We start from the raw sequence: 13,717 nt of genomic DNA, 5'->3' as shown, positions 1-13,717 counted from the left end.
TAGTTATATTTAAAATTTTGTGGGTAATAATTAACTATAAATTTTAAATATTTAAATTATGAAAGGAGAACACCCCATGCAAAAATTTGAATGTACACTTTGTGGATATATATACGATCCAGCTTTAGGAGATCCTGACAACGGAGTTGAACCTAACACAGCATTTGAAGATGTTTCTGAAGATTGGGTTTGCCCACTTTGCGGAGCTGGAAAAGAAGACTTCGAAGTTTACGAAGACTAATTAAAAATTTTTAAGAGCGCTAGTCGCTCTTATTTTTTTACTCCAAAATAAAAAGCTATGGATTTCTCCATAACTTTAAATTTCAACCCTTTCAATATTTGCTCCAAGGTTTCTAAATTTTTCTTCTATATCCTCATATCCTCTATCTATATGGTAAATTTCGCCTATCTCAGTTTCACCTTCTGCAATAAGACCGGCAAGAATTAAAGCTGCTCCTGCTCTTAAATCTGTAGCATTTACTTTTGCACCTTTTAATTGACTTGGCCCTACAACTCTTGCCTCTCTATCCTTGGTGTTTATATCTGCTCCCATTTTCACAAGTTCATCTGCATGCATAAATCTATTTTCAAACACAGTTTCCTTAACTGTGCTCTTCCCGTTTAAAGTTGTTGTAAATGCCATAAACTGCGCTTGCATATCTGTTGGAAATCCCGGATAGGGCAATGTCTTTATATTTATAGGACGTTTAATTGAATTCCCTATTACTCTAAGGCTGTCGTCTTCTTCAATTACTTGTGCCCCCGCTTCTTCAAGCTTTGCAATAACAGGTTTTATATGAGATGCTATCACATTTTCAATTTTTATATCTCCTTCTGTCATAGCTGCCGCAACCATAAATGTTCCAGCTTCTATTCTGTCAGGTATTATTTGATGAGTACAGCCTTTTAATTCTTTTACTCCATTAATTCTTATAGTTGATGTGCCGGCTCCCACTACTTTAGCCCCCATCTTTCTCAAAAAATTAGCTAAATCTACTATTTCAGGTTCCATTGCAGCATTTTCAATTACAGTTTCTCCTTCAGCTAACACAGCTGCTGTCATTATGTTTTCTGTAGCCCCAACAGATGGAAAATCTAAATATATTGTACCACCTATTAGTTTTTCACAACTTGCTGTAATATCACCAACATTATTTTCAATTTTTGCTCCAAGAGCTTCAAAACCTTTTAAATGTAAGTCTATAGGCCTTGCACCTATATTGCAACCCCCTGGAAGAGAATTAACAGTTTTTCCCATTCTGCCAAGAAGCGGTCCCATAACTAAAAAAAGATGCTCTCATCTTTCCCATTAACTCATAATTGGTCACGTATGAACTCAAATTATTAGAATTTATTATTATTTTGTTTTTTTCTACTCTCTTTACAGTACTCCCCAAACTTTCAAGCACCTGACACATTATATCTACATCTTTAAGACCCGGTACGTCTTCAAGAACTACATCTTCTGTTCCAAGTAAAGAAGCAGCTAAAATCGGTAGTGCTGCGTTTTTAGCTCCACTTATGCGAACTGTCCCTCTTAATGGCTCAGATTTTTTTACAATTATTTTTTCCAAGTTATATTCCTCCGAACTATTGTTATAAGTATTATAACACGTGTTATATCAATTATTCATTTGATTTTAAAGATTCTACCATATTTATGCCCTTTAGTTTATTGTGGAAAATCAACATTATGACTAAATTCACAAATAACGTTATAAAAATTGAAACAAAGTATGATTTTAATGTCAATACAGGGTCCAGCATGGCTTCGTTTGGAACTACTATTTGAATTACAATGTAGTGAAGTAATTTTCCTACAAGTGCTCCAAAGATTATACCTAACACAGTGAGTAGACCTGTTTCACGATATATATAAGCTGTGGTTTCATACGAATAAAATCCCAATACCTTTATTGTTGAAATCTCTCGCAATCTCTCCACTATATTTATATTCGTCAAATTGTATAGGACTATCATAGCTAAAAGAGCTGATGCAACTGTTATAATCACTTGAACTTTTTCAATTGAATTCATATATTCATTCATTATTTCTTGTACTGAATTCATATTTACAACTGACACAACAGATTTATAATTTTGAAATTCATCTTTAATACTCTCAACATCTTTATCTATTTTATACAAGTCTGTATTGTTTTGTAATTCTTTTTTAAATACTCTATTATAATAATCCTTACCCATTACAGCATAATGTCCCATATACATTTCCATTATTTCAGAAACTTCTACTTCAAAAGATATCCCCTCACTACTTGTTATCTTTAAAGTATCTCCTATTTTTAATTTTTTTAACTTTGCTGTTTTCTCACTTATTATCACACCATTTTCAGGTATGTCTATTTTTTCGCCACTCTTTCTATCCCTTATGTTTACAAAGTCTTTTATTGTTTTGTCAGATTTTACACTCATCAGTGTCAAATCTTCAATGACGTCTTTGTAATCAAATTCAAATTGTTCTAAATTTACTCCTGTTCTTTCAAACTCTTTTTTATTCTTACTAATGATGTATTGTTGATATGAATCTTCATCTAAAAGTTCATCATAAGTTACAGATAGGTCATAATTCATAATCTCATCGAATTGTTTATTGCCTATTCCATTTACAGAGCCTTCTATACCAAATCCCAAAATTAGAAGTGCGGTACAGCCCATTATACCTATTATTGTCATAATCATACGCTTCTTGTATCTGAAAATATTTCTCGCTGTAACTTTAAATAAAAAGTCCATACGATTCCAGATAAACGGAATTTTTTCAAGTAAAATTCTATTTCCAGCTCTTGGCGTTTCCTTTCTGAGTAGGCTTGCTGTGTTTGATTTTAAAGTTTTTCTAACTGATATCAGAGCTGCCACACCACTGAACACTAATCCAACCAATATTGATAAAATCGCCTTGCCAGGGTAGAAATAATAGTTCAAATGATTTTCAAATATAGTTGTTGTAGAGTATGCATTTCCTATTATACTAGGTAACAGTGTTGAACCTACAATAGCCCCTATTACTCCTCCTATTATGGCTGCACTACTTCCATACATGAAATATTTTTTTGAAATTTCTCCAGTTGTATACCCCAAGGCTTTATATGTTCCTATATTAATTCTATTGTCTTCAACCATTCTGGTCATAGTTGTAAATGTAACCAACATTGCTATCAAAAAGAAAAATATTGGGAACACAAGGCTCAATGTGTCTACACTGTCAGCATCTTTTAAATATGCATTTAAGTATGCATTTGAATATCTTGGAGTTATTTTGTATCTCGGTACCTTTAAAATTTTCAGCACTCTCTTTGCATCTTCTAAATCACTCTTGCCATTTTGTATTGCTTCATCAGCTTCAAGTTTTTTGCTTTCAAATTCTTTTTGACCTTTTATAAGTTCCTTTTCATTTTTATAGAGTTTTCTCTTTGCTTTTTCAAGTTTGTCTCGTGCAGAATTTATCTCAGAAAAATAAGTGTCTTCTGCTTTTTCATAAGTATCTAGGCCTTCTTTATATGCATTCTTTCCGTCATTTAACCTTTCAACTCCGGATTCGTATTCACTCCTGCCCTTTTCATACTCTATCTTTCCATCGTTATATTTAGAAAGATTTTCATCATATTGCGATTTTGCAGATTTTAATTTTTCTTTTCCACTCTCTATCTCAAGTTTTGCAGCATCTAATTTTTGCCTTGCTGTATTTAATTCTCTCTTACCTTCTTCGTACTTAGCTTCTCCATCTTTAAATTTTAAAAGATTTTCTCTGTATTCTCTTTCTCCGGCCTCAGCTGCTTTTATTCCCTCTTCAAGCTGTTTCTTTCCCATTTCTATAGTCTTCTTCGACTCTTCCAATTGAACAGCAGCTCTGTCTAATTCTCTCCTGCTTTCTTTTAATTTGTCCACGCCTGCTCTTGCTAACTTCAAATTCGCAAGTAATGAATCATATTCTTTTACAATATCTACTCCGCCATATTTCATGCTCAACTTTGAAATTTCACTTTCAAATTGTTTTTTTAATTCCATTGCGGCATTGTAACTTTCTCTTGTAGTTTGCACGTCCATCTTCAGCGAATCTATCTGAGCTCTCTTTTTAATTATTTCACTTTCTAACTCAGCATATCTTGAGCTAGAAGAATCTATTGAGTTTTTTTCAGTTTCCAATTTTTCTAAATCTTGCTCATAAATTTTTATTTGGTTCTCTTTTTCCTTTATACTTTGTTCTATGGACTTAAGTTCTGCTTCGGCTCTTCTGTACTCTGACAATATCTTTTCAACTAACTTAATATAACTTTCATTTTCTGTTAGCTTTCTATCCACTTCATCTATATTGGCACTTGTTCCAAGTTCAGTTGCTATTTTTTGAAGCCCTTCTGAATATTTTTTCTCTCCTTCTTGATACTGTTGCAACCCCAATTGGTATTTTTGTTCTCCGGCTTCTAACTCTGCCTTTGAACTTTCTATTCTTTGAAGTCCTTCATCAAGTTTTCTACGTCCTTCTTCCAATTGTTTTTTAGCTTGGTCCAAAGTCTTTCGAGAACTATCTAACTCTCCGGAGCCTCTTTCATATTTCTTTTCGCCCTCGTTGTACTCAAGCTCACCATCTTGTAGCTTTTTATCAGCTTCTTCAATTTTTGCTTTCCCGTCTTGTAACTTTCTATTGCCATCTTCAAGCTCTATTTTAGAAGAGTCTAATTTATTTTTTCCATCTTTTAACTTTTTTTCATTTTCTTTTATTTCACGTTCTGATTTTTCTAACTTGTCTTTTGCTTCATCTAACTTATCTCTTCCAACTTTAGATTCCTTGCTTAACTTACTTTCTCCATCTGAAATCTCTGCTTTTCCCTTTTCCAACTTTTCTTTTCCGTCTTCAAGTTCTTCTGCCCCATCTTTAATTTTATCTTCAGCTTCCTTAATATCAGCTTCTCCTGAAGATATTTTATTTTTTAAATCGTCTTTTAAATCATCATATCTTTCTTCGGGTCTACGATTAAAATCTACTTTCAAACTATTTATATGAGGTTTTAATATTTCTTTGTATTCTTTAGATGACGTTTCAATGCCTCGTGTTCCGCTATATATTAACTTTGCAAATTTGACATTAGTATTAAAATTTGCAGGGGATATGTAGCCAAATCCCTTTATTTCTCCAAGCCCTTCAAGGGAAGTTCCCCTACTCCTATTTGAAATATAAGACATACTTTCTACAAAGCCAACGACCTTGTACTCATAACTTATAAGTTTATTTTCATCACTCTTGTCAAAAATTCCGGACTCTTTTCTAAAAGTTAGAGTATCACCTAATTTAAATTCTTTTTCTAACTCTGCATCTAATAAAATTTCTCTGCCATTTCTTATATTTCGACCTGAAACTACAGTAGGTCTTCCAATTTTATATGGCATACTAAAAAGAGACACAAGTTTTCCTGTCGTGTCTTCTTTTAATTGAACTTCATATCCATACTCAAGCTCCTCAATTCCATTTTGAGATTCAATAGAATTTAAATCACTGTCTTCAAATCCTATTACTGAGCTCACCAAAATATCTTCTGTATTTTCTTTTTTTATTTTGTCTTGGGCATTATTTCTCATAGTTGGGGCAGTTGATGTAAGTCCTACCAACACAAAAACACCCAACCCTACAATTATAAGTATGGAAATATATCTTGATAATGAATTTTTTATTTCTCTCAGAGTATCTTTTTCTATATTCTTCATAAAACTACCATTCTATTTCATCAATATTCATTGGCTGTTCATTTATTGTTATTGATTTCACTTTAGCGTCCATAATTTCAATCACTTTATCAGCTATAGGTGCAACAGCCTTATTATGTGTTATTACTATTACAGTTGTGTCCGTTGTCTTAGCTGTGTCTTTTAAAATTTTTAAAACTTGTTTACCTGTTTTATAATCAAGTGCTCCAGTTGGCTCATCACACAATAATAATTTCGGTTTTTTCGCCAAAGCTCTTGCTATTGAAACCCTCTGTTGTTCCCCGCCTGATAATTGTGATGGAAAGTTAAACATTCTATCCTTAAGCCCCAAAGATTCCAAAACTATTTCAGGCTTTAATGCGTCTTTTACTATTTGAGTTGCCAATTCTACATTTTCTTTAACCGTTAAATTTGGAATTAAGTTATAGAATTGAAAAACAAACCCCATATCATTTCTTCTATACATTGTAAGTTCTCTATCGTTTAATTTTGAAATGTCTTTGCCATCTATACTTACAATACCTGAAGTTGGACTATCCATTCCTCCAAGAATATTGAGAAGTGTAGACTTACCTGCTCCTGATGGACCTATTATCAACACAAATTCATTCCTGTCTATTTCAAAATTAATCCCATTATTGGCAAAAATTGTGGTTTCTCCCATTATATATTTTTTATAAAGGTCTTTAACTTCTATAAATGCCATTTTCTCACCTCGGCACAATTATATCACTTGTGTTTTTACATTTAAATGCTTTGAAATTTATACGCTTTTTATAATTATATCCATTATTTAATTTTATTAAATCACTAAATATAGTTAAATCAAATTTTCAATAATTTAACAACAATTCTATATAGTATACTTTTTACAATATATGGGTATATAAAATGTATATATTTATTTTATATAGTACATTTAATTAGATAAGTAGTATCATTTATTAAAAAAGAAAGGCTAAAACATGATTGAATTTAAGGAAATAGCAAAGGTTTATCCCGGCAATCAGGTTGCCTGTGAAGATGTAAACATCAAAATTGAAGACGGTGAATTTGTGTGTTTCATAGGTACATCCGGATCAGGGAAAACGACTTGTATGCGTATGATTAACAGAATGACAGAACCAACTCACGGCTCAATATTAATTGACAACAAGGATATTAAACAAGAAAACCCTGTTGAACTAAGAAAAAAATAGGTTATGTGATCCAACAAATTGGATTAATGCCTCACATGAGCATTTTTGACAATATTGTTATGGTCCCAAGACTACTCAAATGGGACGAAACTAAACTTAGAGCAATCGCTGAAAATCTTATAGAACGTGTCGACTTGCCTAAAGAATACTTAGATAGATATCCTTCAGAATTATCTGGAGGGCAACAACAGAGAATAGGTGTAATAAGAGCTCTAGCTGCTGACCAAGATATAATCTTAATGGACGAACCATTTGGAGCACTTGACCCTATTACAAGAAATTCTCTACAACAACTTGTAAAATCTCTTCAAAAAGAAATGGGCAAGACAGTAATTTTTGTAACTCACGACATGGACGAAGCCCTTCAACTTTCAGACAAGATAGTTATTATGGACAAAGGCCATGTAATTCAAATAGGATCTCCAGAAAACATACTGAAAAATCCGGCAACTGAATATGTCAAAGAACTCCTTGGAGAAGAAAAATTAAATGAAGCTAAAACTTCTTATAATACAGTAGAAACTATCATGCTCAAAAATCCGGTACATGCTAATTTACACACCACAACTCTTGAAGCTATAAGACTTATGCGTAACAAGCGTGTAGATACATTATTTGTAACAGATGACGACGGAGTACTATTAGGACATATCGGAATATTTGACCTAGTTAAAATAGGTAAGCGAAATGTTCCACTTAGAACTATCTTAACTAAATCTCATCCTATTTTAAATAGCACAAAAGTTATAGAGGCTATTCACCAAATATACAAATTAAAAGTTAAAAATCTTCCAGTTGTAGATTCTAAGCGAAGATTAGTCGGTATAGTTACAAGAGCTTCTATTGTAGATACAATTTACGAAAACTTATGGAGTGAAGATGATATTGTCGAGGATATTATCGATACTTCTTCATCTGATGAACTAAAAAAACTTACCGAGGAAGCACAGGTGAATTTAAATGATTAATTATTTTGTATCCAATGCTAATGAAATTCTTTATAAATCTTTGGAACATCTATTCATCGCAAGTATCGCTCTTTTACTAGGTATCTTATTTGCAATTCCCATCGGAATTTTAATTACTAAAAATAGAGCTGTAGCTAAAATTGTGATGGCTTTTGCATCAGTTTTACAAACCATCCCATCTTTTGCACTTCTTTCCATTATAACTATTATTGGAGTTGGAAAGCTTCCCGCTATAATAGCACTGTTTATATACTCTCTTCTCCCAATTTTGAGAAATACTTATCTTGGGATTGTATCAGTCGATAAAAATTCAATTGATGCTGCAAGGGGAATGGGAATGACTGAAAAACAGGTACTCTTTAAAGTAAAAATACCTCTTGCGCTTTCAGTTATAATGTCTGGAGTAAGACTTAGTGCCGTATATGTAATAGCTTGGACAACCTTAGCTTCTTATATAGGAGCAGGTGGCCTTGGAGATTTTATCTTCAACGGACTTAACAACTATATCCCTCCAATGATCGTGTGGGGAACTATACCTGTTAGTATAATGGCTCTTTTTGCTGATTTTGTTCTTGGAAAAATTGAAAAGAAGCTATCCCCTTACAAAGTATCGGGAGGTGCAAAATGAAAAAGAAATTAATATTATCTATGCTATGTCTATTGCTAACAGCTTGTTCTATGCCTGGATTAGGTGGCAATACTGACACTCAAATAGTAATTGCAGCTGGAAATACAAGCGAAAGACAAATACTTTCTCAAATTGTTTCAGAGATGATTAAAAAGTATACCGACTTAAAAGTTACAATAATAAATAACCTTGGTTCGACCACTCTAATACACACTGCAATGAATGAAGGTGATGTAAACTTAAGTGGTGGAATGTATACTGGTACTTCTATAACCGGCGAACTCGGTTTAGATGCTATAATGAACCCAACAGAAGCATTGAGAGTCTCACAAGAAGAGTATCTAAAGAGATTTAACAGAATTTGGTATGATTCTTATGGATTTTCAAATACTTATGCTTTTATGGTTACTAAAGAATTTGCCAACGAACACAACATCACAAAAGTTTCTGAACTCGAACAATTTAAAGATACTTTAAAAGTTGGTGTAGATTCTTCTTGGATACAACGTCAAGGAGATGGATACGATGGCTTCCAAGAAAAATATGGTTATGGATTTAAAAACATATATCCAATGGAAATAGCTCTTGTCTACTCGGCAATAAATAATGGTGAAATGGATGTTGTGCTTGGATATTCAACTGATGGTAGAATAAACTCCTATGGTCTACAAATTCTTGAAGATGATAGGCAACTCTTCCCTCCATATGATTGCTCCCCTGTAGCAAGTGCTGAAATAGTTAAAAAGCATCCCGAGATAGATGTTATATTAAAAACTTTGAGCGGCAAAATTTCTAGTGAGCAAATGCAATATATGAACAAGAGAAGTGATGAAGATTTAATCGAGCCACAAATTGTAGCTAAAGAATTTTTAGAAGAAAATAATTACTTTAAAGATGAGGTGAAATTATGATTAAAGAAATGTTCACCTATTACTCAATAAATGGGTTGTATGTTGTAGAACAATTCATAAGACACTTTTTAATATCCATTTACGGTGTTTTATTCGCTGCTATTGTTGCGATACCTCTTGGTTTTTTCATATCAAGAAGATATAATTTGTCAGATGTTATAATAGGGTTTGCCAATGTTTTACAAACTATACCATCTCTTGCACTACTTGCAATTTTAATGCTTGGATTAGGTATAGGCTCAAACACTGTTATACTTGCTGTGTTCTTGTATTCTCTACTTCCTATTTTAAAAAATACTGTTACAGCTATTAATTCCATTAAACCTGAAATTATGGATGCAGCAAAGGGAATGGGAATGACTCGAATACAAAGTATATTCAAAGTAGAAATTCCTCTTTCAATTTCCGTAATAATGGGTGGAATCAGAAATGCATTAGTAGTTGCAATAGGTGTCACAGCCGTTGGTACTTTCATTGGTGCCGGTGGCCTTGGAGATATAATTACAAGAGGCATAAATGTTGCACATGGTCAGGCAATAATTTTAGCAGGAGCTCTTCCTACAGCTCTTATGGCAATTCTTGCAGATGTATTACTTGGTTGGGTTGAGAAAAAACTACTGCCTGTATCTTATACTAAAAATAAATAATAAAAAATCCGCTAATGATTTAATCCTATATACTGTACAACACAGTGTAAAGGACGCTTACCATTAGCGGACTTTTTTATTTTACTCTCTTTAAAAACTTAAAGAACTTTATACCTACAAATATAAGCCATATCCACCCAAACAGTGTGATTCCCAAAGAGCCATACTTAATAAACTTAGCTTGAGAATTCTTTTCTACTTTAACTTCTTCTGTATTTTCAGGTACACTCACTACTCTTTCGCAATTTACGAGTAATCTATGTGGCCTTGGTGGTAAAAATGGATCACACGTCAGCAACGTGACCATATCTTTTCCAATAATTGGAATTAGCTTTTCCCATTCAGAAGGATTTATTATTTCTTTATCCTTTACTTCATATTCTAAGCTCTCTCCATTTCTTTCGATAAATATCTTATCTCCAGCAGTTAACTCATCTAAATTCAAAAACATTATACTTTGATAATATCCTCTGTGCCCTGCTATGACACTTCTGTTGTTCACTCCACCAACCGGTAGAGAAGTCCCATCTACATGAGCCACACCTTCTGCCATGTGTTTATTAGATGCATCTAATCTTATTGGTTGAACTAAATCAAGCTTTGGAATTTTTAAATAGGCAAATATTTCATCCGGGTCTTCTGAAATTTCATATTTTGTATTAAATTTATCCGTTGCAAAAGGGTCTACAATCGTAATCTCTTTTCCTTGCAAATTTTGGTTATAAACCTCTATTTTATTTTCTTGTAGCTGTCTCTCTTCATCAGACACCACCCTTTTAGAAAATGAATTGTATTCACTTTTATTTACAAAAATATTTTTTGAAATTCCAGTGAATCCATAGAGAGGTATTGCTATTCCCAATAGAATTAAAATATATCCCAATATTTTTCTATTTTTCTTTTTATTTGTCATCTAAGTCACCCCATTCTTGTTTAAGGCTTTCTAATTTCTTTCTCTTTTTTCTGTATTCATTCCTATAATATAGTGCTAAAGCTGTAGACAATATAGCTACTGGTATCTCAAACATCAACAAGTCTCTATAGCTCATATTAACAATTAATGAATCTGCCACTCCATCATCAAATGGTGGTACATAAGGAATTCTATGTCCTCTCACCAAAAGTCTATGGCTGTTTATCATATATGGTGTACAAGTTAAAAGAGTTGCATAATCTTTCTTATCTTGTACCAATACAGGCTCAAAATCTGAGGGTTCAACTGTCAAAACTTGATCAACTTCATAGGCAAGAACCGTTTCAATATTGTGAAGATAAAATACATCCCCCTCTTTTAGTTTATTTAAGTTCCTAAACAATTCAGCTGTTGGCAAACCCCTATGCGCAGTTATTACAGTATGTGTACTCTCTCCTCCTATTGGAAGTGATGTCCCTTCTAAATGCCCTGCACCCTTTTGTAAAATAGATTCACTTGTACCTGCATATATCGGTATATTAGTGTCTATTCTTGGAATTTCAACATAACCTACCTTTTCTCCAACCTCCAACATTCTCGCATACTCCGATATACCTTCTTTTTCCCTGTCAGTATATGGGTCGGCTAATCTTGACGGGTCAAGAGTATCATTATACGCTCTTGCCAATTCTATTCTTCTCAAAATTTCATTTGAGTCTAAATCTTGTCTCTTCGTTTCAAATTCTACTATTTGTTCATTTGCTTCTATTCTATAGTAATATTGAGAAACCAATGGATACATCAAAACTAAGAATCCAACTATGAACATAATTACAAAAGGCCAAGTACGCTTTTTATTTTTTCTCTTCATAGTCAACTCCTAACTTTTCATTGTTCAAAACAAGAATTTTATTTATTTCACGAGTATATTTTTTGGCTCTTTTTCTATAATGTAGTATCAAATAGATCATTATAAGAATATATACTCCAAGTCCAAAGAATAAATACTTGTACATAAAACCTGTTTGATTTTCAGCAATTAACTTGTTGTCAATAGCCGGGTCATAAGGCACTCGATGCCCACGAACTATCAACCTATGTGTGTTAATCATTATAGGTGTACAAGTTAGTAAGGTTGCATAATCGTGTCCTTCACTTATCAATAAGTCTTCAAAATTCGAAGGTTCTATAACTTTTATTTGGTCTACTTGATAAGCTAAAATTTCTCCCAAGTTGTGTACATAAAATCTGTCCCCCTCTTTTACTTTTCTAAGGTCCGTAAACAACTTTGCAGTTGGCAAACCTGAATGTGCAGTTATTACAGTATGTGTACTATTACCACCAACCGGAAGTGATGTTCCTTCTAAATGCCCTGCTCCCTTTTGCAAAACTTCTTCTGCTGTTCCTGCATATATTGGAATGTCTACATCAATATTCGGTATTTGTATATGGCCTATTTGCTCATGTATCTCAAGCATTCTAGCATATTCCGCTCTGCCTTGATTTTTTTGGTCTTCAGAATAAGGGTCTTCTAAATTATTATTTATTAAAGATGAATTAAATGCTTTTGCAAGTTCAATTCTTCTCTTTACTTCATCAGATGTCAACTTCGCCTTTTCAGCATCAAATGTTGCCACTTGCTGACTTGAGTCTACACGATAGTATATTCTCGAAACTTGTGGATACAACAAAACTAAAAATCCTATTGTAAATAAGATTACGAAAGGCCATTGTCTCTTTTTTCTTTTTTCTTTTCCTTCTTTATTTCAGACATACTACTCCTCTCAAATTATAAAAATAATAATCTATACAAGCATACTATTAAATTGTGATAGATTCAATATTTTTGCAGCTTTAATTAAATTAATCATCTAATATCTATTTGTATTAAAAAATTTAGCTTTATATAAAAATAGGATGTCACATTTTCACAAGACATCCTAACTGGCTACACTTTAATTAAAATTTTATAACATTTATTCCTATCTCTTCAGAGAATTCTCTATCAATCTTGCCAGATAAAACTTCAACTATAAGTTCTCCCGTTACACATATTGTGGCGCTATTTAAATGACCACCAAATGTATTTTGGTCTTTATCAGAGATTGCCATGTGAAGATGTAGATAAGTTTCTCCATGCATTGTAGAGATATTTCCATGTAAGCTTGTAATTTCGTAATCTTCTTTAAATTTTTTAGAATAGTATTTCTTTTCAGACGTGTTAAAAAGACCTATTTCAACATCTGTAACTGCCCCAAGACCCGTTATATATCCTAAATCTATTTGCTCCTTTATTACAAATTCTTTAAGTTTAGAAATTATTTCTTCGCCTTTGTCCATTCTAACAATGTATCTTGTTCCAAATTTTCTATATTCCATAAGCCTCCCCTAAAAATACTCTTAACTAAATAACACTTAATTGAATTTTATCATTAAATCAGTAATATTAACAGGGTAATGACTAAAAATCATTCCCTAACACTACTCTTTTAGATTTAAGATGATAACTAGCTTCTAATACTAATCACTGACTATGTATTGACAAAATGATATAATAACATCATGGATAATTTAACTAAAGAAATGGTTAAAAATATTACTCATAGGAATTAGCTGAATATAAAAATTTAATTAGTGGTTAATATTAATTAAAAATAAGTTCAGCATAACAGCATTTTTAATGCCCATCTAAAGTTTTATTTTCTATTACATCAATTATACTTTCTATATTAA

Annotated in this window: 11 protein-coding genes and 2 pseudogenes; 6 read left to right on the top strand and 7 right to left on the bottom strand. The window is 32.5% G+C overall.

All coding sequences use genetic code 11. The features are described 5' to 3' along the window. Window positions 1-76 precede the first annotated feature (76 nt). Window positions 77-241 carry a rubredoxin gene (rd, locus tag HMPREF9129_RS03480; RefSeq protein WP_040552270.1) on the top strand — a complete coding sequence of 55 codons (165 nt, stop codon included), beginning with the start codon at window positions 77-79 and terminating at the stop codon, window positions 239-241. A 75-nt stretch (window positions 242-316) separates the two neighbouring features. Here the strand turns inward: rd and murA are convergent. From murA to HMPREF9129_RS03465, 3 genes and pseudogenes are all read right to left on the bottom strand, one after another. Next, window positions 317-1,574: pseudogene (murA, locus tag HMPREF9129_RS03475) on the bottom strand (UDP-N-acetylglucosamine 1-carboxyvinyltransferase). Window positions 1,575-1,626: 52 nt separating this feature from the next. Further along, on the bottom strand, window positions 1,627-5,718 hold the full coding sequence (locus tag HMPREF9129_RS03470; RefSeq protein WP_004820397.1) for an FtsX-like permease family protein: 4,092 nt from the start codon (window positions 5,716-5,718) through the stop codon (window positions 1,627-1,629). Window positions 5,719-5,722: 4 nt separating this feature from the next. Beyond that, window positions 5,723-6,424, bottom strand: a complete 702-nt coding sequence (locus HMPREF9129_RS03465; protein WP_004820396.1) for an ABC transporter ATP-binding protein — start codon at window positions 6,422-6,424, stop codon at window positions 5,723-5,725. A 259-nt stretch (window positions 6,425-6,683) separates the two neighbouring features. Here HMPREF9129_RS03465 and HMPREF9129_RS12770 point away from each other — a divergent pair. The 5 genes and pseudogenes from HMPREF9129_RS12770 to HMPREF9129_RS03445 all read left to right on the top strand — a co-directional run. Continuing rightward, window positions 6,684-7,111 (top strand): annotated as a pseudogene (locus tag HMPREF9129_RS12770) (ATP-binding cassette domain-containing protein); the annotation flags it as partial. Window positions 7,112-7,156: 45 nt separating this feature from the next. Then, window positions 7,157-7,885 carry a CBS domain-containing protein gene (locus tag HMPREF9129_RS03460; protein ID WP_370882805.1) on the top strand — a complete coding sequence of 243 codons (729 nt, stop codon included), beginning with the start codon at window positions 7,157-7,159 and terminating at the stop codon, window positions 7,883-7,885. Next, window positions 7,878-8,513 carry an ABC transporter permease gene (locus HMPREF9129_RS03455; protein ID WP_004820392.1) on the top strand — a complete coding sequence of 212 codons (636 nt, stop codon included), beginning with the start codon at window positions 7,878-7,880 and terminating at the stop codon, window positions 8,511-8,513. Before HMPREF9129_RS03460 ends, HMPREF9129_RS03455 begins: the two co-directional genes overlap by 8 nt. After that, a complete protein-coding gene (locus HMPREF9129_RS03450) occupies window positions 8,510-9,424 on the top strand; it encodes an osmoprotectant ABC transporter substrate-binding protein (RefSeq protein ID WP_004820390.1) in 915 nt (304 codons plus the stop codon). The genes HMPREF9129_RS03455 and HMPREF9129_RS03450 overlap by 4 nt, the downstream gene beginning before the upstream one ends. Further along, complete coding sequence (locus HMPREF9129_RS03445; protein ID WP_004820389.1) at window positions 9,421-10,071, top strand: ABC transporter permease; 651 nt, start codon at window positions 9,421-9,423, stop codon at window positions 10,069-10,071. The genes HMPREF9129_RS03450 and HMPREF9129_RS03445 overlap by 4 nt, the downstream gene beginning before the upstream one ends. A gap of 76 nt (window positions 10,072-10,147) precedes the next feature. On the opposite strand, the gene HMPREF9129_RS03440 is transcribed toward HMPREF9129_RS03445, so the two are convergent. The 4 genes from HMPREF9129_RS03440 to HMPREF9129_RS03425 form a co-directional block, all read right to left on the bottom strand. Continuing rightward, complete coding sequence (locus HMPREF9129_RS03440) at window positions 10,148-10,984, bottom strand: class C sortase (RefSeq protein WP_004820387.1); 837 nt, start codon at window positions 10,982-10,984, stop codon at window positions 10,148-10,150. Beyond that, the gene (locus HMPREF9129_RS03435) at window positions 10,974-11,855 is read right to left on the bottom strand and encodes a class C sortase (protein WP_004820386.1); all 882 of its coding nucleotides are present in this window, start codon (window positions 11,853-11,855) and stop codon (window positions 10,974-10,976) included. Before HMPREF9129_RS03435 ends, HMPREF9129_RS03440 begins: the two co-directional genes overlap by 11 nt. After that, window positions 11,839-12,702 carry a class C sortase gene (locus tag HMPREF9129_RS03430; protein ID WP_050794614.1) on the bottom strand — a complete coding sequence of 288 codons (864 nt, stop codon included), beginning with the start codon at window positions 12,700-12,702 and terminating at the stop codon, window positions 11,839-11,841. The genes HMPREF9129_RS03435 and HMPREF9129_RS03430 overlap by 17 nt, the downstream gene beginning before the upstream one ends. 241 nt (window positions 12,703-12,943) lie before the next feature. Further along, the gene (locus HMPREF9129_RS03425; protein WP_004820382.1) at window positions 12,944-13,363 is read right to left on the bottom strand and encodes a PPC domain-containing DNA-binding protein; all 420 of its coding nucleotides are present in this window, start codon (window positions 13,361-13,363) and stop codon (window positions 12,944-12,946) included. Window positions 13,364-13,717: the final 354 nt, after the last annotated feature.

This window comes from Peptoniphilus indolicus ATCC 29427 (genome assembly GCF_000227315.1).
In the GTDB taxonomy this organism is placed as follows: Bacteria; Bacillota; Clostridia; order Tissierellales; family Peptoniphilaceae; genus Peptoniphilus; species Peptoniphilus indolicus.
The sequence above is the reverse complement of the archived record's forward strand: the minus strand, read 5'-3'. Positions and strand labels throughout refer to the sequence as shown.